This is a genomic window from Streptomyces sp. NPDC031132, assembly GCF_055570595.1.
This window is the reverse complement of sequence record NZ_JBVIGX010000011.1, coordinates 173,377-196,765: the sequence shown is the minus strand read 5'-3', so window position 1 is coordinate 196,765 and position 23,389 is coordinate 173,377. Positions and strand designations below refer to the sequence as shown.

19 protein-coding genes and 1 tRNA gene are annotated in these 23,389 nt (G+C 71.7%); 18 read left to right on the top strand and 2 right to left on the bottom strand.

The genetic code is table 11. The annotated features are described in order from the left end of the window. Positions 1-229: 229 nt before the first annotated feature. Positions 230-511, top strand: a complete 282-nt coding sequence (locus tag ACZ49B_RS19205; RefSeq protein WP_030161324.1) for an HU family DNA-binding protein — start codon at positions 230-232, stop codon at positions 509-511. A 230-nt stretch (positions 512-741) separates the two neighbouring features. Here the strand turns inward: ACZ49B_RS19205 and murA are convergent, their stop codons facing one another. Then, a complete protein-coding gene (murA, locus tag ACZ49B_RS19200) occupies positions 742-2,088 on the bottom strand; it encodes a UDP-N-acetylglucosamine 1-carboxyvinyltransferase (RefSeq protein ID WP_468307144.1) in 1,347 nt (448 codons plus the stop codon). A 288-nt stretch (positions 2,089-2,376) separates the two neighbouring features. On the opposite strand from murA, the gene ACZ49B_RS19195 reads away from it, so the two are divergent. From ACZ49B_RS19195 to ACZ49B_RS19135, 13 genes are all read left to right on the top strand, one after another. Then, a complete protein-coding gene (locus ACZ49B_RS19195) occupies positions 2,377-2,937 on the top strand; it encodes a YqgE/AlgH family protein (protein WP_468307141.1) in 561 nt (186 codons plus the stop codon). 29 nt (positions 2,938-2,966) lie between these two features. Beyond that, positions 2,967-3,254: a DUF3039 domain-containing protein gene (locus tag ACZ49B_RS19190; RefSeq protein ID WP_468307138.1), complete on the top strand. Its 288-nt coding sequence runs from the start codon at positions 2,967-2,969 to the stop codon at positions 3,252-3,254. Positions 3,255-3,538: 284 nt separating this feature from the next. Further along, complete coding sequence (locus tag ACZ49B_RS19185) at positions 3,539-5,191, top strand: beta-N-acetylhexosaminidase (protein WP_468307135.1); 1,653 nt, start codon at positions 3,539-3,541, stop codon at positions 5,189-5,191. A 543-nt stretch (positions 5,192-5,734) separates the two neighbouring features. Then, positions 5,735-6,637 carry an FAD binding domain-containing protein gene (locus ACZ49B_RS19180; protein WP_107093410.1) on the top strand — a complete coding sequence of 301 codons (903 nt, stop codon included), beginning with the start codon at positions 5,735-5,737 and terminating at the stop codon, positions 6,635-6,637. Beyond that, complete coding sequence (locus ACZ49B_RS19175; protein WP_468307132.1) at positions 6,634-8,913, top strand: (2Fe-2S)-binding protein; 2,280 nt, start codon at positions 6,634-6,636, stop codon at positions 8,911-8,913. The genes ACZ49B_RS19180 and ACZ49B_RS19175 overlap by 4 nt, the downstream gene beginning before the upstream one ends. Beyond that, on the top strand, positions 8,910-11,255 hold the full coding sequence (locus ACZ49B_RS19170) for a xanthine dehydrogenase family protein molybdopterin-binding subunit (RefSeq protein ID WP_468307129.1): 2,346 nt from the start codon (positions 8,910-8,912) through the stop codon (positions 11,253-11,255). The genes ACZ49B_RS19175 and ACZ49B_RS19170 overlap by 4 nt, the downstream gene beginning before the upstream one ends. Before the next feature lie 168 nt (positions 11,256-11,423). Then, entirely contained in the window at positions 11,424-11,933 is a 510-nt protein-coding gene (locus ACZ49B_RS19165) for a hypothetical protein (RefSeq protein WP_468307126.1), read from the top strand. Continuing rightward, positions 11,933-13,348, top strand: a complete 1,416-nt coding sequence (locus ACZ49B_RS19160) for a WXG100 family type VII secretion target (protein ID WP_468307123.1) — start codon at positions 11,933-11,935, stop codon at positions 13,346-13,348. Before ACZ49B_RS19165 ends, ACZ49B_RS19160 begins: the two co-directional genes overlap by 1 nt. A gap of 27 nt (positions 13,349-13,375) precedes the next feature. Further along, positions 13,376-14,545, top strand: coding sequence for a type VII secretion-associated serine protease mycosin (mycP, locus tag ACZ49B_RS19155; protein ID WP_468307120.1), 1,170 nt, complete (start codon positions 13,376-13,378; stop codon positions 14,543-14,545). A gap of 128 nt (positions 14,546-14,673) precedes the next feature. Next, on the top strand, positions 14,674-14,805 hold the full coding sequence (locus ACZ49B_RS19150) for a hypothetical protein (protein WP_468307117.1): 132 nt from the start codon (positions 14,674-14,676) through the stop codon (positions 14,803-14,805). A gap of 534 nt (positions 14,806-15,339) precedes the next feature. Then, positions 15,340-15,768 (top strand): hypothetical protein, encoded by a 429-nt coding sequence (locus tag ACZ49B_RS19145; RefSeq protein ID WP_468307114.1) that lies wholly within the window; start codon positions 15,340-15,342, stop codon positions 15,766-15,768. Between the two features lie 7 nt (positions 15,769-15,775). Next, positions 15,776-18,118 (top strand): hypothetical protein, encoded by a 2,343-nt coding sequence (locus tag ACZ49B_RS19140; RefSeq protein ID WP_468307112.1) that lies wholly within the window; start codon positions 15,776-15,778, stop codon positions 18,116-18,118. 65 nt (positions 18,119-18,183) lie between these two features. Beyond that, on the top strand, positions 18,184-18,834 hold the full coding sequence (locus tag ACZ49B_RS19135) for a hypothetical protein (RefSeq protein WP_468307109.1): 651 nt from the start codon (positions 18,184-18,186) through the stop codon (positions 18,832-18,834). 38 nt (positions 18,835-18,872) lie between these two features. On the opposite strand, the gene ACZ49B_RS19130 is transcribed toward ACZ49B_RS19135, so the two are convergent. Continuing rightward, positions 18,873-18,944: transfer RNA gene (locus ACZ49B_RS19130), tRNA-Cys, on the bottom strand. A gap of 181 nt (positions 18,945-19,125) precedes the next feature. Here ACZ49B_RS19130 and ACZ49B_RS19125 point away from each other — a divergent pair. From ACZ49B_RS19125 to ACZ49B_RS19110, 4 genes are all read left to right on the top strand, one after another. Further along, the gene (locus ACZ49B_RS19125; RefSeq protein ID WP_468307106.1) at positions 19,126-20,595 is read left to right on the top strand and encodes an MFS transporter; all 1,470 of its coding nucleotides are present in this window, start codon (positions 19,126-19,128) and stop codon (positions 20,593-20,595) included. Positions 20,596-20,776: 181 nt separating this feature from the next. Next, positions 20,777-20,977: a hypothetical protein gene (locus ACZ49B_RS19120; RefSeq protein WP_468307103.1), complete on the top strand. Its 201-nt coding sequence runs from the start codon at positions 20,777-20,779 to the stop codon at positions 20,975-20,977. 65 nt (positions 20,978-21,042) lie between these two features. Further along, on the top strand, positions 21,043-21,420 hold the full coding sequence (locus ACZ49B_RS19115; protein ID WP_468307101.1) for a type II toxin-antitoxin system death-on-curing family toxin: 378 nt from the start codon (positions 21,043-21,045) through the stop codon (positions 21,418-21,420). A gap of 129 nt (positions 21,421-21,549) precedes the next feature. After that, the gene (locus ACZ49B_RS19110) at positions 21,550-23,334 is read left to right on the top strand and encodes a DEAD/DEAH box helicase (protein ID WP_030299935.1); all 1,785 of its coding nucleotides are present in this window, start codon (positions 21,550-21,552) and stop codon (positions 23,332-23,334) included. The last annotated feature ends 55 nt before the right edge of the window (positions 23,335-23,389 follow it).

Sequence of the window (23,389 nt, the reverse complement as noted above, 5' to 3'; positions counted from 1 at the left end):
GGTCCGCATCCACCAAGTGCGGACGGAGCGTCACCGCGGCGTGACTGTGGCGCTTTTCGTGTGACCCTGGCGGGTGCCGGATTGGCTTTCCCGCCGCTGGTGGGGGCAGGATGCGTAACCGGGCGAGAGGGTCTGACGTTCAGACCCGGGTCCGGGGACTGTCCGAGGGCCCTGGCAGCATCGGCTTCGATCTCACGCCTCTAAGGCAAGTTGAACACGGGAGTACAACATGAACCGCAGTGAGCTGGTGGCCGCTCTGTCCGAGCGCGCCGAGGTGACCCGCAAGGACGCCGACGCCGTTCTGGCCGCGCTCGCCGAGACCGTCGGCGAGATTGTCGCCAAGGGCGACGAGAAGGTCACCATCCCCGGCTTCCTGACCTTCGAGCGCACCCACCGTGCCGCTCGCACCGCGCGCAACCCGCAGACCGGCGACCCCATCCAGATCCCGGCCGGCTTCAGCGTGAAGGTCTCCGCGGGCTCCAAGCTCAAGGAAGCCGCCAAGGGCAAGTAGTCCGCCCTTGTGCCGGGGGCCGCGCAGGCCCTCGGGACGGCAGCAGTACGCAGAGAACGCCGAAGGGCGGCCACCCGGGTGGGTGGCCGCCCTTCGGCCTGTCCAGGGGCCCTTGCAGGGCCTTGGCGGGCCCTTGCAGGGGCGTTGCCGGCGCCGGTGCGGGGCCGGCGGAGCGAGGTGCGGGCGCCTCCCTCGGGGGGCGCCCGCCTCGAACTCGCCTCGCGAACGCCTCAGACGAGGTCGCCGCCCGGGAGCTCGACCTTGGCTCCCAGCTCCACGAGCTTCTCCATGAAGTTCTCGTAGCCGCGGTTGATGAGGTCGATGCCGTGGACCCGCGAGGTGCCCTCGGCCGCCAGGGCCGCGATCAGGTACGAGAACCCGCCGCGCAGGTCGGGGATGACCAGGTCGGCGCCCTGCAGCTTCGTCGGGCCGGAGACGACCGCCGAGTGCAGGAAGTTGCGCTGGCCGAAGCGGCAGGCGCTGCCGCCCAGGCACTCCCGGTACAGCTGGATGTGTGCACCCATCTGGTTGAGGGCCGAAGTGAATCCCAGCCGGGACTCGTAGACCGTCTCGTGGACGATCGAGAGGCCCGCGGCCTGGGTCAGGGCCACCACCAGCGGCTGCTGCCAGTCGGTCTGGAAACCGGGGTGCACGTCCGTCTCGAGCGCGATCGCCTTGAGCGGGCCGCCCGGGTGCCAGAAGCGGATGCCCTCGTCGTCGATCTCGAACGCGCCGCCGACCCGGCGGTACGTGTTCAGGAACGTCATCATCGAGCGCTGCTGTGCGCCGCGCACGTAGATGTTGCCGCCGGTCGCCAGCGCCGCGGAAGCCCAGGACGCGGCCTCCAGACGGTCCGGGAGCGCCTTGTGGTTGTAGCCGCCGAGGCTGTCCACACCGGTGATCCGGATGGTCCGGTCGGTGTCCATGGAGATGATGGCGCCCATCTTCTGCAGTACGCAGATGAGGTCCTCGATCTCCGGTTCCACCGCGGCGTTGCTGAGCTCGGTGACGCCCTCGGCCAGGACGGCCGTCAGCAGCACCTGTTCGGTCGAGCCGACCGAGGGGTAGGGCAGGCGGATCTTGCAGCCGCGAAGGCGCTGCGGGGCCTCCAGGTACTGGCCGCCCTCGCGCTTCTCGATGGTCGCGCCGAACTGGCGGAGCACGTCGAAGTGGAAGTCGATCGGCCGGCCGCCGATGTCGCAGCCGCCGAGGCCCGGGATGAAGGCGTGGCCGAGGCGGTGCAGCAGCGGGCCGCAGAACAGGATCGGGATGCGCGACGAGCCCGCGTGCGCGTCGATGTCCGCGACGTTCGCGCTCTCGACGTGCGTCGGGTCGAGCACCAGCTCGCCCGGCTCCTCGCCGGGGCGCACGGTCACTCCGTGCAGCTGGAGCAGCCCGCGCACGACCCGGACGTCGCGGATGTCGGGAACGTTGCGGAGCCGACTGGGTCCGCTGCCGAGCAGAGCGGCGACCATGGCCTTGGGCACGAGGTTCTTCGCACCGCGGACACGGATCTCGCCCTCGAGCGGGGTACCGCCATGGACAAGTAGTACGTCGTCTCTGTCTGTGCCGGTCATGAATCTCGCGTTCCGGAGAGGGGCTCCCCCGGCGAGGCCAGAGGAGGGTGGGCAGGGGGCCAGGGAAAAGGGTAAGGGGCACGACCCCCTTGTTCGTAAGGTCGACGCGGCCGTAGGACTGTCATGAATTAGCCACAACACCCTCAGTGCCCGCCCCACAGCGGAGTGTCGCATTCCGCCCGTACCGGCCCCGCGCGCTCCTTCCTGCTGCCGTGCGCCCTGAGCTGCGTGCGATCCGATCCCTTCGCCCGCTCCCCCTGAACGGCGATTGTGCGAGATCATGTCGGCATGACCGAGGTGTCCTCCCTCACAGGGCGGCTGCTCGTGGCCACCCCCGCCCTCGCGGATCCGAACTTCGACCGCGCGGTGGTGCTCCTGCTCGACCACGACGAGCAGGGCTCGCTCGGCGTGGTCCTCAACCGGCCCACCCCCGTGGGCGTCGGCGACATCCTGCTGCCCTGGGCGACGCTGGCCGGCGATCCGGGCGTCGTCTTCCAGGGAGGTCCTGTGGGCCTGGACTCGGCCCTCGGGGTGGCGGTCATCCCGGGCGAGGAGGGGCCACTCGGATGGCGCCGCGTGTACGGGGCGATCGGCCTGGTCGACCTGGAGGCCCCGCCGGAGCTGCTGGCCGCGGCCCTCGGCTCGCTGCGGATCTTCGCCGGCTACTCGGGCTGGGGCCCGGGCCAGCTGGAGACCGAGCTCGGCGACGGCGCCTGGTACGTGGTGGAGTCGGAGCCGGGGGACGTGTCCTTCCCGGACCCGGAAAGGCTGTGGCGCGCGGTGCTGCGACGCCAGCGCAGCGACCTCGCGATGGTCGCCACCTATCCCGACGACCCGTCGCTCAACTGACCCGCGCGGGGGTCGGTACCCTGGCTTTTATGAGCACTCTTGAGCCCGAGCGCGGGACTGGTACGGGGACCCTCGTAGAGCCGACGCCGCAGGTGTCCCACGGCGACGGCGACCACGAGCGCTTCGCCCACTACGTCCAGAAGGACAAGATCATGGCGAGCGCCCTCGACGGGACCCCCGTCGTCGCGCTCTGCGGCAAGGTCTGGGTGCCGGGCCGGGACCCGAAGAAGTACCCGGTCTGCCCCATGTGCAAGGAGATCTACGAGTCGATGGGCCCCGGCGGGGACAAGGACAAGGGCGGCAAGGACAACAAGTAGCCCTCGGGTAGTCCTTCGCCCCTCCCGGCAGGACCAAGGCCCCCGGACGCGCCGGTGCGCGTCCGGGGGCCTTTGCCGTGCCCGGGGGAGAGCTGAGCGGCCTCGGGGCAGTGGGGGCGCATCCCCACGCCGCCCGGCACGCCGGGAGCTCGCACCGATCGACGCGGAAACGCACTCCCACTTCCCCGAGGCCGCTTAGAGTCGGCCGCAGCGCAGGCGCCAGGCGCCATGCGAAACGCGCGTTGCGCATACTGCAACGCCCGGACGGTGGAGGGGCCGAGGCCATGCCCGAGTTGATTCCGGAGCCGCGGTACGCGCGGTTCGCCCGCGACGCCGGCACGTGCGTGCTGGACGATCCGCTGCTCGACGTCGGCCCCGGCGCCGCGGGCACCGCCCGCTGGCTGCGCCGCGAGCTGGGCGCCGCCACCGGCTGGGAGCTGCCGGCGCCGGCGGCGGGGGAGTCGTACGGCGAGCGCGTGGTCATCCGGCTGGTGCTCCGCCCCGAGCTCGCGCGGAGCGTCGGCGCGGAGTCGTACGAGCTGCACGTCACGCAGCGGTGGGTGCTGCTCGAGGGCGCCGACCCGGCGGGCCTCTTCTACGCCGCGCAGACGCTGCGTCAGCTGCTCGGGCCCGAGGCCCACCGGCGCGCGCCGACGGCGCCGGACCGCGAGTGGCGGCTGCCGGTGGGGGGCGTCCAGGACGGACCGCGGTTCGGCTGGCGCGGGATGATGCTCGACGTGGCCCGGCACTTCATGCCGAAGGACGGGGTGCTGCGGTACATCGACCTGCTCGCCGCGCACAAGCTCAACGTGCTGCACCTGCACCTGACGGACGACCAGGGCTGGCGGGTCGAGATCAAGCGCCACCCGCGGCTCACCGAGGTCGGCGCGTGGCGGCCGCGCAGCCGCTGGGGGCACCGGGCCTCGCCGCTGTGGAACGAGACCCCGCACGGCGGCTTCTACACGCAGGACGACGTCCGCGAGATCGTCGCGTACGCCGCCGAGCGGCACGTCCGGGTGGTTCCGGAGATCGACGTGCCCGGGCATTCGCAGGCCGCGATCGCCGCGTACCCGGAGCTGGGGAACACCGACGTCGTGGACACCGCCGCTCTGGAGGTGTGGGACGACTGGGGGATCAACGAGAACGTGCTCGCACCGACCGAGGCCGTACTGCGCTTCTACGAGGGAGTGTTCGAGGAGCTGCTGGAGCTGTTCCCGGCGGACGTCTCGCCGTTCGTGCACGTGGGCGGCGACGAGTGCCCCAAGGAGCAGTGGCGGGCGTCGGCGCTCGCGCAGGAGCGGATCCGGGAGTTGGGGGTGGACGGCGAGGACGGGCTGCAGTCCTGGTTCGTCCGGCACTTCGACGGCTGGCTCGCGGAGCGCGGGCGGCGGCTGATCGGATGGGACGAGATCCTGGAGGGCGGGCTCGCACCGGGGGCCGCGGTGTCCTCGTGGCGCGGGTACGCGGGCGGGATCGCCGCCGCCGAGGCCGGGCACGACGTGGTGATGTGCCCGGAGCAGCAGGTGTACCTGGACCACCGTCAGGCGGGCGGCCCGGACGAGCCGATGCCGATCGGGTACGTGCGCTCGCTGGAGGACGTGTACCGCTTCGAGCCGGTGCCGCCGAAGCTGTCCGCGCAGGCCGCGGCCCGCGTGCTGGGCGCGCAGGCCAACGTGTGGACCGAGGTGATGGAGAACCAGGCCCGGGTCGACTACCAGGTGTTCCCGCGGCTGGCGGCCTTCGCGGAGGTGGTGTGGTCGCGGCTGCCGGAGCCGGCGGAGCGGGACTACGCGGGCTTCGAGGCCCGGATGGACGGTCACTACCGGCGGCTGGACGCGCTGGGCGTCGACTACCGGCCGCCGGGCGGCCCGTTGCCGTGGCAGAGGCGGCCCGGGGTGCTCGGGCGTCCGATCGAAGGGGAGCCCCCGAACGTGTGATGCGGGTGGAGGGCGGGCAGCGGGCGGTGGCCGGAACCTTTCCGCGCCGTTGCGTGCCCTTCCGCGCACCTCCCGTGCCCTCGCACGCCCCTTGCGCGTCGGTCGCGGGGGAATCGCGGGGTCTCGCGGGGTCTCGTGCGGTGTCGCGCGGGGTCTCGCGCGCGGTGTTCTTGAGGCCCTGGGCGGCCGGGGTGGCCGTCGGCGGCTGCGGGTGAGCGCGTGAGGCCTTCCGGACGGTTCGGCACTCTTCGGAATCCTTCGGACTTCTGCGGAACTCTCGAGGCTTCCGGGACGTCCTTCGTCCTTGGGGGCTGTCGGGAACTCTTGCTCGATTTCGGTGTATTCGGCGAATACTTCTGATTCGGCTTATTCGGTGGATACGGGGGAAACCGGACGGCCGGGAGCTCCAGGGGCGCCCGCCGGACCCTCGCGCCGGGTGGTGGGGAAGATGTGCCAGAGTTGCCACGTCCCGGCGGTGAGCACGTACCGTACGGCGGACAGGCGTGAGCGCCGGGACCGGGACATCGGGAAGGGGCAGCTGGGTTGACCACGCACGCACCGCATGCACTGCATTCATCTCAGGGGCCGCAGGCGGCGCAGTCCGTGACGCTGCCGGCCTCGCTCGACGAGGCCGTGGCGGCGCTCGCCGCCATGCCCGCCGCCGTGCCCGTCGCCGGCGGCACCGACCTCATGGCCGCCGTCAACGCCGGGCTGCTGCGGCCCGCCGCCCTGGTGGGCCTGGGCCGGATCAACGAGATCCGCGGCTGGCAGTACCAGGACGGGCACGCCCTGCTCGGCGCCGGGCTCACCCACGCGCGGATGGGACGGCCGGATTTCGCCGCTCTGATCCCCGCGCTGGCCGCGGCCGCACGCGCCGCCGGACCCCCGCAGATCCGCAACGCCGGCACCCTCGGCGGCAACATCGCCACCGCCGCGCCGACGGGCGACGCACTGCCCGTACTGGCCGCGCTGGAGGCGATCCTCGTCATCCACGGCCCGGGCGGCTCGCGCCGGGAGATCCCGGTCTCGCACCTGCTGGCCGGCCGCGAGATGCTGCGGCCCGGCGAGCTGATCGGCTTCGTACGGGTTCCGCTGCTGCACGCGCCGCAGGTCTTCCTGAAGGCCACGGGGCGTACGGGGCCGGGGCGCGCCGTGGCGTCCGTGGGGCTCGTACTGGACCCCGCGCGCCGGGGTGTGCGCTGTGCGATCGGCGCGGTCGCCCCGATGCCGCTGCGGCCGCTGGAGGCCGAGCAGTGGGTGGCCTCGCTGATCGACTGGGACGGGGAGCGGACGCTGGCCCCCGAGGCACTGGAGGCCTTCGGCGAGTACGTCGCGGCCGCCTGCGTGCCCGACCAGGGGGAACCGGTGGCTCCCGGTGTACTGCATCTGCGGCGGACGGTGGCCGTGCTGGCACGGAGGGCCCTGGGGAGGGCGCTGACCTCATGAGTGAGAACGAGAACGTGAGCGGAACGACGGAGGAGGCGGGTCCCGCGGGACCCGCAGGGCCTGCGGACCGGACCGGCGCCGGCTGGGGCTGGGAGCCGGTGCCGCAGGGCGGCGAGTACGACTCCGACGCGACGGCCTTCGTGAAGCTGCCGCAGGACATGCTGGACGCGCTCGGCACCGGTGAGCCGCTCGCGGCGCCCGGGCACGGCTACGTGCCGCCGCCGATGATCGTGCCGCTGGGCTCCGCCAGTGCGGATCCGGCGGCGACGGGGACGTGGGCGATTCCGGTGCAGTGGCCGGAGGCGGGGACGACGCCGCAGGCCGGTACGGGGGCCGGCGGCGCCGGTGCCGTGGGCGCGGCTGCGCCCTCGCCGGTCGGCGGGCCGATCCCGGCCTCGATCCCGATTCCGGCGTCGGTGGCGGCGGCGTTCGCGGATCAGCGGCAGGGGCAGGTTTCTGGCCACGGCCAGGAGCTCGGGCAGGGCCAGGCGCACGGCCACGCCGCCCAGGGCCGGGCCGTGGGCCACGCTCCGGCTTCGGCCGAGGCCGGGCACGATCCCGGTGCGACCGCCGAGTGGCGGTTCCCGGAGGCCGTGCAGGACTCCGAGCCCGTGACCACCGGCCAGTGGACCCTTCCGGAACTCCCCGAGGAGACCGGCGAGTTCCGGCGGAGCGGGCTGGAGGCCGACTGGAGCCAGGCTCCGGCGACCCTGCCGGGCGGCGCTGCGGCCCCCTGGGCGACCCACCCCGACTTCGAGGCCGCGGCAGCCGCGCGTCCGGATGCCGTTGCGGATGCCGCTCAGGGTGCGGTTCCGGATGCGGTTCCGGGGGGTGCGGTTCCGGGTGCCGGGATGAGCTCGGGCGTGCTGCCCGAGGCACGTCCGGACACGATGGACGCGGGCACCTCGGGCGCGGGCCTGCGGCGGCTCGGCGGCCCCGGGGTCGGCGGTCCCGGGCGCGGCCCGAGGGTGCTGGGCGGGCCCGGCGTGGGCACGCTCCCGGAGGGGGAGCCGGTGCATCCGGCTCCGCAGGACATCGAGGCCGCCCACGGCCCGGCGGCGACGCCGGTCACGGCGGAGCGGCCGCATCCGGGGGCGGAGGCCCCCGAGCTGCGGGCGGTGGCGGTGGCCGACGCGGCGGTGGCTTCGGGTGTGGCCGACGCGGCCGAGCGGGAGCGCGAGGTGAGCACCGTCGCGGCGGCGGAGTACGCCCTCGCGGGTGGTCCGGGCGCAGACGGCGTCGGCGGTACCGGCGGCTTCGCGGAGCCCGGGGACACGAACGGGCACGGTTTCACGGCATCCGGCCACGGCGTCGCCGGGGCGGAGCCCGGACCGGCGGGTGAACCCGGTGAGCACGGGTTCACGGCGGAGCCCGGCGGGACGGACGGGCGCGGCTTCGAGCCCGGGCCCGGAGGCGGACTCGGAGTCGGCGAAGCCGCCGGGGTGGTTGCGGAGGCCGGGGCTGCGGGGGGTCCGGGCTCGGGCTCCGGCGGAGCCGGGGCCGGGGATGCGCCGGGTGCGGACACCGCCGACAGCGCCGTGGCAGCGCCGGACGCGGGAACGGCCGGAGGTTTCCCGATCGAGGGGCCGGCGTACGAAGAAGAAGCGACTGCCGGGGCCGTCGCCCATCACGAGCACCCGCTGGCTTCCTACGTCCTGCGCGTCAACGGCGCCGACCGGCCCGTCACCGGTGCATGGATCGGCGAGTCCCTGCTCTACGTGCTGCGCGAGCGCCTCGGCCTCGCCGGCGCCAAGGACGGCTGCTCGCAGGGCGAATGCGGCGCGTGCGCGGTGCAGGTCGACGGCCGGCTCGTCGCCTCCTGCCTGGTCCCGGCCGCGACGGCGGCGAGCAGCGAGGTCCGCACCGTGGAGGGACTCGCCAGTGGCGGGGAACTCTCGGACGTGCAGCAGGCGTTGTGCAGGTCGGGTGCGGTGCAGTGCGGGTTCTGCGTACCCGGCATGGCCATGACCATCCACGACCTGCTGGAGGGCAACCACGCCCCCAGCGAGCTGGAGACCCGGCAGGCCCTGTGCGGGAACCTCTGCCGCTGCTCCGGTTACAAGGGCGTCATCGAGGCCGTCCGCGAGGTCGTCGCGGAGCGCGAGGCGACGGCTGCGGGCGACGCGCCCGCAGCGTCATCCGGCAACGGGGCCGCGAGCGGGTCCGTCAAGGGGTCCGGGCTCGGGAGCGGCGCCGGGAACGGCCCGGAGGCGCGCATCCCGCACCAGGCGCCGCCCGGCGAGGGCGGGATCCACCACCACGGAGGCATGGCGTGAGCGGGCACGACGCGGCCACGGCAACGGCGACGGTAACGGTCTCCACGAGCGCTTCGGCGGCCGCGCCGCCCGAGACGGGCGAGCAGGAGGTACCGCGCGGAATCGGCGCTTCCGTACCGGCCGCCGACACGCGCGCCAAGAGCGAGGGCACCTTCCCGTACGCCGCCGACCTGTGGGCCGAGGGCCTGCTCTGGGCCGCCGTGCTGCGCTCCCCGCACGCCCACGCCCGCATCCTCTCCGTCGACACCTCCGCGGCCGCCGCCATGCCCGGCGTGCGCGCCGTCGTCACCCACGCCGACGTCCCCGGCGCGACCACGCACGGCCGCCGGATCGCCGACCGGCCCGTCTTCGCGCACGACGTCGTGCGCCACCACGGCGAGCCCATCGCCGCCGTCGCCGCCGACCACCCGGACACCGCGCGCCTCGCGGCCGCCGCGATCGCCGTCGAGTACGAGCTGCTCGACGCGGTCACCGACCCCGAGCAGTCCTTCGGGGCCCCCGCCCTGCACCCCGACGGCAACCTGATCCGGCACATCCCGCTCCGCTACGGCGACCCGGAAGCCACCGGCGAGGTCGTCGTCGAGGGCCTGTACCGGATCGGCCGCCAGGACCCCGCGCCCATCGGCGCCGAGGCCGGGCTGGCCGTGCCGCGGCCCGACGGGGGCGTGGAGATCTACACGGCCTCCACCGACCCGCACCTGGACCGCGACCTGGCGGCGGCGTGCTTCGGCCTCGAACCGGACCGGGTGCGCGTCGTCGTCACGGGCGTCCCGGGCGCCACCGCCGACCGCGAGGACGCGGCCTTCCAACTTCCCCTGGGCCTGCTGGCCCTGCGTACCGGCCACCCGGTCAAGCTGGCCGCCACCCGCGAGGAGTCCTTCCTCGGCCACACCCACCGCCACCCGACGCTGCTGCGCTACCGCCACCACGCGGACGCGGAGGGGCGCCTGGTCAAGGTCGAGGCCCAGATCCTGATGGACGCGGGCGCGTACGCGGACTCGTCCTCCGAATCGCTGGCCGCGGCGGTGGCCTTCGCGTGCGGCCCGTACGTCGTCCCGCACGCCTTCGTGGAAGGCTGGGCGGTCCGCACGAACAACCCCCCCTCCGGCCACGTCCGGGGCGAGGGAGCGATGCAGGTCTGCGCCGCGTACGAGGGCCAGATGGACAAGCTCGCGGCCGCGCTCGGCATCGACGGCGCGGAGCTGCGCCTGCGCAACGTCCTCGCGACGGGCGACCTCCTCCCCACGGGCCAGACGGTGACGTGCCCGGCCCCCGTGGCCGAACTCTTGCGTGCGGTACGCGACTTCGAGCTCCCCTCCCTCCCGAAGGACACCCCCGAGGAGGACTGGCTGCTGCCAGGCGGCCCGGAGGGCGCGGGCGAGCCGGGCGCGGTGCGGCGCGGGGTCGGGTACGGCGTGGGCATGGTCCACATGCTCGGCGCGGAGGGAACGGACGAGGTCTCGACGGCGACGGTCAAGGTCGTCAACGGATCGGCGACGGTCATCTGCGCGGCGGTGGACACCGGCCAGGGCTTCTCGACCCTCGCGCGCCAGATCGTCCAGGAGACGCTGGGCGTGGACGAGGTCGTGACGGCCCCGGTCGACACCGACCAGCCGCCGGCGGGCCCGGCGGCGCACGGCCGCCACACGTGGGTGAGCGGCGGCGCGGTGGAACGGGCGGCCAAAATGGTCCGCACCCAACTCCTCCAGCCGATGGCCCACAAGCTGGGCATGTCGACGGAACTCCTCCAGATCCAGGACGGCCGGATCACGTCGTACGACGGCGCGTTCTCGATGTCGGTCGCGGAAGCCATGGCGGGCAAGGAACTCTGGGCCACGGCCCAGTGCCGCCCCCACCCGACGGAGCCCCTGGACGGCGACGGTCAGGGCGACGCCTTCGTGGGCCTGGCCTTCTGCGCGATCCGCGCGGTGGTGGACGTGGACATCGAGCTGGGCTCGGTACGGGTGGTGGAGCTGGCGGTGGCCCAGGACGTGGGCCGCATCCTCAACCCCCGCCAGCTGGAGGCCCGTATCGAAGCGGGCGTCACGCAGGGCGTGGGCGCGGCGCTGACGGAGAACCTCCGCTCGGCCTCGGGCCTGATCCGCCACCCCGACCTGACGGGCTATGCGCTGCCGACGTCGCTGGACGCCCCGGTGGTCCGCATCGTCAAACTGGTCGAAGAGCGGGACGTGGTGGCCCCGTTCGGGGCGAAGGCGGCCAGCGCGATCCCCGTGGTGACGACCCCGGCGGCGGTGGCCTCGGCGGTACGGTCGGCCACGGGCCGCCCGGTCAACAGGCTCCCGATCCGCCCCTCGGCGGCGGTCGCGGCGCCCAACTCGTGACCGTGTGACCCCCATTGCACGTGCAACCCCGAGCTTGGGACTGTCGGAACCGGTCGCTAGAGTGATCGGTAAGACGTAGTACGCGCGCGTGCGAACGGGTGCGAACGGGGACGGGAAGCGGCGGAAACGCTGCAACCACGGGGATTTCGGGGAGTCGGGGAGGCCATCGTGGCAGAGGAAAGCGGGCTGGGGCTGTTCGGGGCGGGAGCCGCGACGAGCATGGCGGACGCGATCAGGGCGCAGGCTGCCTCGCAGGCGAAAGCGGCAGCGCTGAAGGTCGAATACGACACGCTGTCGGGGTACCAGACCATGGTGAAGGACCTGCTGGACGACCTCACCGGCTCGAATGCGGACCACAAGAAGCTGGCGAACGACACCCTGCCGGCGGGCAAGCTCGGCAGCGGCTTCCCGGAGGCGGACGCCCTCTTCAAGTCGTACGGCACGGTCATCACGGAGCTGCAGAAGCTCTCGAAGGGCCTGGCGGAGCAGATCGAGGCCCTGGGCATCGCAATCCTGACGGCGGGCAAGGGCTTTGCCGGGGTGGACGATGACACGCAGCGACGCATGGTGGCCATCGCCAAGCAGGCCGAGGCACAGTACGTGCCGGAGCGCGACCCGTATCTGGAGGAGCAGCGCAAGCTGGCGGCCTCGAAGCCCGCGGCAGGGGGTACCAACTGATGGCAACGAATTTTGAGGGCTACTCGCACCAGAAGCTGCGCGAGATGAGGGCCTCGCTGGACCCGACTGCGGTCAAGGACCGTGCCGACCGCCTGCAGAAGGCGTCCGAGGACATCGCGAAGATCGCGGAGAAGCTCAAGAACCACCGTGTCACTGGCTGGGAGGGCGAAGCGGCCACGGCCTTCCAGGAGTGGGTGGGCCGGGCCGGCAATGCGACGCTCCGGCTGAGCGAGTACAGCGCGACGGGCGCCAAGTGGATGGGTGACACCGTCCAGAAGATGATCGAGGCGCGGGACATGCCCGCCTACGACACGAAGTCCGCCGAGAACCTGGAAGCGGCGCGCAAGGCGCACAACGACCCGGACGCGCAGCAGATCGCCCAGCAGGAGCAGAGCAAGCTCAACGCGGACCACCGTGAGTCCATCAGGTTGATGAACAACCTGGCGCAGTCTTACGAGCTGTCGTACGGCGAGATGAACAAGGCGGAGATCCCGACGTTTCCGCCGCCGCCGGCGGATTTCGTGCCGCAAGACGTGGCTGCTGATACGGACAGGGCCCGGCCGACAGGCAGTTCCGGATCGGGGAGTCACACGACATACACGTCGCCTACCACTGGCGACGGCCGCTCTGATGACGATCCAGGCTGGGTACCGGGGCATCAGCCGAAGGCAGACGCCACCCCGCCCCAGACGACAGGGCCGACGCACGTGCCCGGAATCCCGGACCACAACGTGGACGTGGACCTCGACCACGTCGGCACCCTGCCTCCGCCCACGACGACCTTGCCCCCGACGGGCACACCGGTCCCCAACCTCCCCGTGGGCCCCGGACCCGGCCCCGTCGCCCCCATCCCGCCCCTGGGTCTCCCGCCGATCACCGGCAAGGCGATCCCCGGACTCGGTCTTGGCCCCGGTCCGCTGCCGAACCTCGGTCCGGGCGGTAACGGCCTCAGCAAGGTCAACCCGATCTCCGGGCTGCCTCCGCGGGATTCCGGCATCATGGGGGGCCGCCAGGTGCAGACCAGCGGCCCCAACGCGGGCATCCCGCGAGGCACGGTGATCGGCAACGAAGGTACGCAGACCGGCCGCGGCATGATGGGCGGTCCCCACGGTGGCGGTGCCCATGGCAGCGGAGTGAGCGGTTCCCCTGTGGGACGTCGGCTGGCCTCGGAGCCGGGCGGCGTCGTGGGCGGCCGCCCGGGTGTGGCCGGCGGACGTGCGGCCACCGGCGGCCAGCCGTTCACCCAGGGCGGCTCGGGTCTCGTACGCAACGGCGGCGGTGCCATGGGCCACGCGGGTACGCACGCTCCGGGCAAGCGACGTGAGGACCAGGACGGCGAACGCCCCGACTACCTGGTCGAGGACGAAGAGACCTGGCAGGGCAACCATCGTGTTGCTCCGCCGGTGATCGACTGAGCAGAACGGACGTTGTACGAGATGCACATGCGCAAGGCGACCGCGGCCCTGGTGGGCCTGCTGCTGGCCGGGGTCGCCGCGACCCCGGCCCATGCGGAGACCATTCGCTCGCAGCAATGGCATCTCGACACCATGAAAGCCGATGACATCTGGAAGATCAGCAACGGGAAGGGCGTCACCGTTGCGGTGATCGATACCGGTGTCAACCACATCCCGGAACTTGAAGGGCAGGTGCTCCCCGGCAAAGATTTCCTTCCGGGCGGTAGCGGCGGTGATGAACGTACGGACACCAGCAGTCACGGCACCACCATGGCGGCAATCATTGCCGCAACCGGAAAGCATCCGAGTGGTGATGGCGCTTTCGGCCTTGCACCCGGCGCCAAGATCCTTCCGATCCGTGTGCCCAACATGCTGGACGGGTTGAGTACCCCGTCCTGGGTTTCGGCCATCCGGTACGCGGCTGATTCAGATGCCAAGATCATAAACATCTCCTTGGCGATTTCCGGCACGCCGAAGGACGACGAAGCCCGTCGTGAAGCGGTGAAGTATGCGCTTTCCAAGGGGAAGCTGATCTTTGCTGGCGCCGGCAACAACGGGGATACGCTCAACGAGATCAAATATCCCGCTGCAACCCCGGGAGTGGTAGCCGTCGGCGCGGTGGACGCCAAGGGGGAACCGACCAAGGAATCGCAGCACGGCCCGCAGCTCGACATGGCGGCCCTCGGCATCGACATCGTCACGGCGTGCGCAGGCAAGACCGGTCTCTGCACGAGCCACGGCACGAGTGACGCGACCGCCCTCGCCTCCGCATCCGCCGCCCTGCTCTGGTCCGCGCACCCCGACTGGACCAACAACCAGGTCCTCCGGGTCCTCCTGAACACCGCCGGCAAGCCGACTGACGGTGCTCCGCGCAACGACTACATCGGCTATGGCATCGTCCGGCCCCGGATTGCCGTGCCCACGCCCGGTGACCCCGGCCCGGCGGACGTCTTCCCGCTCCCCGACCTGGCGGCGGCGGACGGGAAGAACTCGCCGGCCCCGTCAGCTGACGGCAAGAAGCCCGAGTCCAACGCACCCCAGGCAGAGGCCAAGAAGGACGGCGGCAGCAGCCTCCTCTGGATCGGGCTCGGCCTGGGAGCCTGCGTCCTCATCGGGGGAGCCGTCACGGCGGTCGTAGTCCGGCGCAGGAACGCCTGACGGGGCCAGATGCAGCGGCGCGGGGCGGCCTCGGCCTCGGTGGGTCTCCTGCCGGCCGGGGTCGCCGCGACCCCGGCCGCCCATGCCGAGACGGTTCGGCTTCAGCAGCGGCATCTCGTCCCGAGGGCGTGATCGACACCGGCGTCGGCCGGATCTCCGAGCTCGAGGGCCAGTCGGTCCAGGGCAGGGACTTCCCCCACGGGTACGACGGCGACGAGCGCGCCGACACGACGATCACGACACCGGTATCGCTGCCCTGAGCGCGTACACCGTCAAGCGGCAGCCCGGCCCCAGGCGCCGAAATCCACATGCCTCCGCATCACCGCAGGCGGCGAAGCCCGCGCCTCCGTCAGCCGATCACCGGGGCGATCCGCCAGGCTGGGCCCAGAGCGAGGAACTCGACGGCGCCGTCCGGCACGTCGCCCTACGCAAGGGCCAACTCATCTTCCCCCGCGGCCGTAGGCGGCGAGAGGGCCCACGCCCCCAGCCCTGCTCCGGTCCGCGCGCCCCGGCTGCGGAGCCATACGCCCGCCCACCGCGCTGCCCGCCCCGGCGACCCCCGTTCGGCGGATGCCTTCCCGCGCCCCGACGCAGCGGCGGCAGCCTCCACCTGCCCCGGGCCGCCGCAGACCGGCCACCACATCCGCCCCCCACGTACAGAACCAGACGGACACCCGCAGACTCCTTCCCCGGGCCCTGCCCGGGATGGGAGCCTGCCTGCTCAGCCGGAGCCGTAACCACAAGCACAGTTCAACGTGTTAGACGCTGATGTGACACAAGGAGAAAAGCACGCGATGTCGTTCGACGAGGAATGGTCCACCGCGCGCGCCACCGCCGCGGCCAACGTCTCGATGCGGATCAACCACGTCCCCACCGACCCCGGCGGTGGCGGGACCGGCAGCGGCGATCTCGAGATCAACCAGGACCACATCGGCGGCATCGGGACCGAGGCCTACAAGCTGCACTCCCGGCTCCTGACCGACGGCAAGCACGCCGCAGCATCCTCGGCCGAGGCGGCCGGTGCCCTCTCCAAGGAGAGTTTCTCCAGCGGCGCCGCTCTGGCCAAGGCCAACACCGCATGGGAGAGCCAGGTGAAGACCCTGGTGGCCGCCTGCGCGAACGTCTCCAACGGACTCAACTACTCGCTCTCCTCCCATGCCAAGGACGAGCAGCAGCTCCAAGCCGACTTCACGGCCTCCGCCATCGACAAGTACCTCAAGTAGGCCCACGATGCTGACGTACGAGAACGTGCTCAACGCACCCGTCGACAAGCTCCAGACGGCCGTCACCGACTGGAAGGCGATGGCCGACAAGCTCGACGAACTGGCCGAGTCGGCCCGCAACGGGATGAAGGCCAAGTCGGACAAGGCCCAGTGGAGCGGTGTCACCGCCGGTGTGGCGCGGGGGTTCGTCGACAAGACGGCCAAGGAGTTCGAGGACGCGGCCAAGGAGGCCAAGGGCGTCCACAAGGCCCTGACCGAGGGGCTCGCCGCCTTCAAGTCCTCCAAGGAGCAACTGAAGAAGATCGCGGCGGAGGAGGCACCGGCAGCCGGCTTCCAGGTGGATGCGGGCGGGCGGGTTTCCGCCACCCCGCTCGCCACCGAGGCGGAGCGGAACGCGGCGCGTCACGATCCCGACTACCAGCAGTCGATCCGGGAGAACCGCGGGCTGTGGCAGAAGAAGATCGACGACATCGTCGACCACTGCGACGACGTCGACCAGTCGCTGGCCCGCCTGCTCGCCGCCAACGTCACCGACGGCCACGACTTCAGCGGGCCCAAGTACGCCGGCCTCGACGCCGAGCAGGCCGGCCATGCCGCAGACCTGGCCAAGAAGGGCCGGGCCCTGACGCACGCCGAGCTCGTCGAGCTCAACGAACTGCTGGCGGACAACGCCAAGGTCCCGGAGTTCTCCAAGGACTTCTACGAGGCGCTCGGCCCCAAGGGCGCGCTCCAGTTCTTCGGGTACATGTCCACGGACACGTACGACTACGCGAAGCTCGACGAGCAGCGGCTCAAGGACGTCCAGGAGCTCCAGAAGAACCTGGGACTGAACCTCGCCACGGCCACCAGCTCCAAGAGCGAGCCCCACCTCCCCGACAGCTTCGCGCAGGACCTGCGCAGGCTGGGTACCGAGCACATCCCGCTCGCGAAGTACGACCAGCATCCGCCGTACGGGTACCAGCTGCTCGGCGGCATCATGCGGTACGGGAACTACGACCCCAAGTTCCTGGTCCCGATCGCCGAGCACGCCACGCAGATCCATGCCAAGGATCCGGATTTCTTCAACCAGACCCGGCAGCTGAACGGCTACGGCAAGAACCTCTTCAACCCCTCCGGGACCAACGGTGCCGGCTACGACCCGGTGGTCAGCTTCCTGGAGGCGCTGGGGCACAGCCCGGAGGCATCGGCCCAGTTCTTCGACCCTGAACGGCCCCCGCACGCGTACAACCAGGACGGCACGGAAAAGCCGGGCCCCGCAGACCTGGGCAAGGGCGCTGACAAGAAGCCGATCAAGAACTACCTCGACTTCTTCGGCAACGCGAAGTACGACTTCACGATCGACATGGAAGGCACGAACCCCGACGACCTGAAGAAGGTCCAGCAGTACATGCCGGACGCCCTGGGCCACGCCCTGGAGGCAGCAACCCTGGGCCACGCCTGGGACGACCCGTCGCCCAAGCTCGAACGTGACGAGGTCTCCTCCCGGATCATGCAAGAGGTCGTCTCCAAGTACGGAGGGGATGCGGCACTGCTGAAGAACCAGGAGTCGATGGCGGACAGCCTCGGGCGCATGGGCGCCGGCTACATCGATGACTTGAACCACTCGCTGAACGAAAACGGCTCCAAGAGCGTCTTCGCGCAGGTCGCCGGGGGCCATGCGGAGTTCGATCAGGAGGCGGCCCGTAAATTCCTCAGCACCTTGGGCCAGCATCCCGAGTCCTGGCTCACGATGTCGCGGGCGGAGTCGATCTTCCAGGCCTCCGTGCTGGAGAGCCAGGTGGGTGCGGATGGAAAGCTCAACCAGAGCGGCCTGATGGAGGCGGCCCGAACCGGCGGGGAGTTCCAGGGGATTCTGGATGAGTCTCGGGGCAAGCAGATCGATGCCGACGCGGACAAGTGGCTCAAGGACTACGACCGTGCTCTGGAGAAGCGTTCGGGGTGGATCGAGTTCGGCGCCACGGCAGGTATCGCGGCGGGCGTCGCCTTTTTGCCGGCCACTGCCCTAGCGGCTGGTGCGGCCGCCGTGATCGTGCCGCTGGCCGTCGACACCGGAAGCGGAGTGCTGGAGCAGGCCGCAGGTGGGCTCATCAGCGATTGGTCGGACGCGGAGTCGGAACACAAGAAGGACAAGATCGAAGGCAAGGCGCATGACGACAAGGCGACCGTGTACCAAGAAGGTGAGCGTCATTCCCGACAGCCCGTGGACCGCTTCCTCGAACGGCACCCGGTCGGCGAGGACGACCCGTTGGACGAGGTCCTGAGGCAGTCATCGATGACCGGATACAACACCGGCTGGGGCCTTGAGAGGCATACGGGCAATGAGCCCCAGGCCAAGAAGCCGGGCGAGTGAGCGGGCGGCGCACAGCTTTGGGTCGGGGTACGGTTCGCCGGAACCGTGCCGCCCTGGGAACGGTGATGGCGGTCGCTCTCTTCGCGGGGTGCAGCGGCGAGAAGCAGGAGGACGGGCAACCGGTCCGGATGACCGCAGCCGGAGTGTGCGGCGACGTCCTCCTCAATGCCGGGGCCGCGCGTGCGGTCGAGCTGCTCACCGGAGCCTCGGAATTCGATCCGCCGCGCAAGAGCGCCCACGAAAGTGTGGCAGCAGTGGCCGACAGCCTCTCCGGTGGCTACGCCGCTATCGGTGCATCGCGGGGCGGGAGGGTCTGCGAGGCAGTGCCGTTCGACACGACGAACAGGCGGCGCGTGTCGGTGTCGTTCGAGATCCAGCCCGAATCGCAGCGGACGGGAGAGGGCAGCGAGCTCGGCAACGGCTACTACTGGGAGTACGAACTGGGCCGGAGTGCGCTGGTCCTGTCCGACCAGGCTCTCCTCTTTTTCGATTGCGCCAGCCCTCGCCTCGCAGGACCCGATACCGCCGTACCGGTCAAGGTGGGCGTGAGCGTCGCCTCCGGCTCCAAGGGGGATGATCCGTCGTTGCGGGAAGCCAACCTTGCCGTCGCCCACTCCGCTGCTCTGGCGATGAGCAGGAAGCTGGGGTGCAAGGACAACGGCGGGCTCCCGGGCACGTTGGTCGTCAAACAGAAGATCGCCAAGACCAAGCCGTGAAGAAGGCCGCTCAGGCGGGGCTGAGCGGCCTTCCCGGGAAGCCGTGACCGGAATCGAACCGGCGTAACTCGCTTTGCAGGCGAGTCCCTCAACCACTCGGGCACACGGCTGTGGGGTGGTTACGGGTATGACCGTATGGGGGGCTGCGGGGGGTGGGAAGAGGGACGTGGGGGCTGCAATGCGACTGCCATGCTGCGTTCATGGGCCGCAGGGGGCCTAGGTCCCGCGGACTAGTGGGAATCCGCCGAATTGACAGGGGCGCAACCCGGGCACGCGCCTTACTCTGGGGCGATGAGTGCCCTTGAACCCCGCGTGCCACAGCGCGATGCGTCGCCGGTCCCGCCCCAGCCCCAGGGCGGGATCCTCGGGCCCGCGTACCGGACGCTCAGTATCGGGATCATCTCCGTCATCTTCCTGATCGCCTTCGAGGCGACCGCCGTGGGGACGGCCATGCCCGTCGCCGCGCGGGAGCTGGAGGGGATCGGGCTGTACGCCTTCGCGTTCTCCGCCTACTTCACCACCAGCCTCTTCGGCATGGTGCTGGCCGGGCAGTGGTCCGACCGGCAGGGGCCGCTGCGGCCGCTGACCGTCGGGATCGGGGCCTTCGCCGCCGGGCTGGTGTTCGCGGGGACCGCCGGGGACATGTGGGTGTTCGTCCTCGGGCGGGCCGTGCAGGGGTTCGGCGGGGGGCTCGTCATCGTCGCCCTGTACGTCGTGGTGAGCCGTGCGTACGAGGAACGGCTGCGGCCCGCGATCATGGCCGCCTTCGCCGCGAGCTGGGTGGTGCCGTCGATCGTCGGGCCGCTGGCCGCGGGCACCGTGACCGAGCACCTCGGCTGGCGCTGGGTGTTCCTCGGCATACCGGTGCTGGTCGTCGTCCCGCTGGTGGTGGCGTTGCCGGCGATACGGCGGACCGCGTCCGGGCCGGTGGATCCGGATGCGCCGCCCGCCGCCCTCGACCGGCGACGCATCCGGCTGGCGCTCGGGATCTCCGTCGGGGCGGGGCTGTTGCAGTACGCCGCCCAGGACCTTCGGTGGCTGTCACTGCTTCCGGCCGCGGCCGGTACGGCGCTGCTGGTGCCCGCCGTACGGGGGCTGCTGCCGCGCGGGACCTACTTGGCGCGGCGGGGGCTGCCGTCGGTGGTGCTGCTGCGCGGGGTGGCCGCGGGGTCGTTCATCGCGGCGGAGAGCTTCGTGCCGCTGATGCTGGTCACCCAGCGGGGGCTGAGCCCGACGCTGGCCGGGTTCTCGCTGGCGGCCGGCGGGGTGACCTGGGCGGGCGGCTCGTGGCTGCAGTCGAAGGGGCGGATGGCGCCGTACCGGGAACGGCTGATGGTCGGCGGGATGGTGCTCGTGGCGTTCGCCATCGCCACGGCCCCGGCCGTGCTGATCGAGTCCGTGCCCGTGTGGACCCTGGCCGCCGCATGGGCGGTGGGGTGCCTGGGGATGGGGCTGGTGATCGGCTCGACGAGCGTGCTGCTGCTGAAGCTTTCGGCGCCGGAGGAGGCGGGGGCCAATTCCGCTGCGCTGCAGATCTCGGACGCGCTGGCCAATGTGGTGCTGCTGGCGGCGGGGGGCGCGGCGTTCGCCGCGCTGGGCGGGGGAGCGGTGGGGGCGGCGCATGCCGTGGCCGCTGAGGGGGCGGGCTCGCACCCCGCCGCGTTCCTGGTCGTGTTCCTGCCGATGGCCGCGGTGGCGTTGGCGGGGGCCTGGGTGGCGACCCGGCTGGACGCCGATGAGCCGGTGGCTGCGCGGGTGTAGGCGGGCTGCGCCGCGGGCTGCCGGGGGGCTCTGCCCCCAGACCCCCCGCGCCTCACACGCCGGCGGGGCTGGGTTCGGCCCGGCGGGCCGGACTGGGCCGAGGCCTGGGTGGCGACCCGGCCGGGTTCGGCGGGGCCCAAAAGAGGGTGAGGAGGGGGGCGTCAGTGCGTAGGCTGCGGGCGTGGAGAAGCTGATCATCCGACTTGAGGACGCCGACCGGGCCGGGCTTGCCGATCTTGCCGATGCGAGTGGGCGGAGCCCCGAGGAAGTGGTGCAGGAGGCCGTGCGCCAGTACCTGCTGCAGGAGCGCACCCGGGTCGGGAGCGAGGCCGCGCGCTTGGCGCAGCGGCATCAAGTGCTGCTGAAGCGGCTCAGCCGGTGACCGGGATCGGGAACGGGACCAGGACTGGGAACGCGACCGGGATCGGGACCGAGACCGGGACCGGCGTGCGGTACCTGACCCTCGCCGAGGTGCTGGACGTGGCCCGGTTCGCCTGTCTCGCCAACGAGCAGAGCGTCGAGCTGCGCGCGCCCGGGCTGCTGGAGTCCGCCGTGCACCGGCCGCGGGCCCGGATGTTCGGTACGCCGGCCTACGAGGACCCGTACGAGCAGGCCGCCGCGCTGCTGCACGGGATCGCGATCAACCACCCCCTCGTCGACGGGAACAAGCGAACGGCCTGGCTCGCCGCCGCGACCTTCCTGGCCGTGAACGGCATCGACCTCGCCGACGTCGACCAAGAGGCCGCGTACGACCTGGTCATCGATGTCGCGGCCGGCGACGAGGCCGATGTGGCCCGTATCGCCGAGCGGTTGCGCCGGATGTGACGCTCACCGCACCCGCCGAGGTCACGGGCCTGTCCCTCCCCGAGGGACCGGCCCGCCCCGGTAAGGTGGCCCGGTTGTCCTACGTACGACCGCCGCCACCGCCGCCGCCGAGAGCCCGAACCGGAGACCGTGACTACTACCGCCTCCCACCACCTCTCACCCGCCTTCCCCGGCCGTGCCCCCTGGGGTACCGCCAGCAAGCTGCGTGCCTGGCAGCAGGGTGCGCTCGACCGGTACGTCCAGACCCAGCCCCGAGACTTCCTCGCGGTCGCGACGCCCGGCGCAGGCAAGACGACCTTCGCGCTGACGCTCGCGTCCTGGCTGCTGCACCACCACGTCGTGCAGCAGGTGACCGTCGTCGCGCCGACCGAGCACCTGAAGAAGCAGTGGGCCGAGGCCGCCGCCCGGATAGGCATCCGGCTGGACCCGGAATACTCCGCCGGACCGCTCAGCAAGGACTACCACGGGGTCGCCGTCACGTACGCGGGCGTGGGCGTGCGGCCGATGCTGCACCGCAACCGCTGCGAGCAGCGCAAGACCCTCGTCATCCTCGACGAGATCCACCACGCCGGTGACTCGAAGTCCTGGGGCGAGGCCTGCCTCGAGGCCTTCGACCCGGCGACCCGGCGCCTCGCGCTGACCGGTACGCCCTTCCGGTCCGACACCAACCCCATCCCCTTCGTCACCTACGAGGAAGGGAACGACGGGATCCGGCGGTCTTCCGCCGATTACACCTACGGGTACGGCAACGCCCTGGGTGACGGCGTGGTGCGCCCCGTGATCTTCCTGTCCTACAGCGGCAACATGCGCTGGCGCACCAAGGCCGGCGACGAGATCGCCGCCCGCCTCGGCGAGCCGATGACCAAGGACGCCATCTCGCAGGCCTGGCGCACCGCGCTGGACCCGCGCGGCGACTGGATGCCGAACGTGCTGCGCGCCGCCGACCAGCGGCTGACCGAGGTCAGGAAGGGCATCCCGGACGCGGGCGGGCTCGTCATCGCCTCCGACCAGGACTCGGCGCGCGCGTACGCCAAGCTGATCCGCGAGATCACCGGGACGAAGGCCACCCTGGTGCTCTCCGACGACACCGGCGCCTCGAAGAACATCGACACCTTCAGCGGAAACGACGACCGCTGGATGGTCGCGGTCCGGATGGTGTCCGAGGGCGTCGACGTACCGCGCCTCGCGGTCGGGGTGTACGCCACGACGATCTCGACGCCGCTGTTCTTCGCGCAGGCCGTCGGGCGTTTCGTGCGCTCGAGGCGGCGCGGCGAGACGGCTTCCGTGTTCCTGCCGACCATTCCTTATCTTCTGGGCTTCGCGAACGAGATGGAGGTCGAACGCGACCACGTCCTCGACAAGCCGAAGAAGAAGGGCGAGGACGACCCGTACGCCGAGTCCGAGAAGGAGATGGACGAGGCGAACCGGCAGGAGGACGAGGACACCGGCGAGGACGAGCAGATGTCCTTCGAGGCACTGGAGTCCGACGCCGTCTTCGACCGGGTGCTGTACGACGGCGCCGAGTTCGGCATGCAGGCGCACCCGGGCAGCGAGGAGGAGCAGGACTACCTCGGCATCCCGGGACTGCTGGAGCCGGACCAGGTGCAGATGCTGCTGCAGAAGCGGCAGTCGCGGCAGATCGCGCACAGCCGCCGCAAGCCGGACGCGGAGGCGGACCTGCTGGAGCTGCCGGCCGACCGGCGGCCGGTGGTCTCGCACAAGGAGCTGCTGGAGCTGCGGAAGTCGCTGAACACGATGGTGGGCGCGTACGTCCACCAGAGCGGCAAACCGCACGGGGTGATCCACACCGAGCTGCGGCGGGTGTGCGGCGGGCCGCCGAGCGCGGAGGCGACGGCGGGGCAGCTGCGGGAGCGGATCAAGAAGGTGCAGGAGTGGGCCACGCGGATGCGGTGAGTCCGCCCGGCGTCCCCTGCTCCGGTCCTGCCCGTCCGGCCTCCCGTCCGTCCCC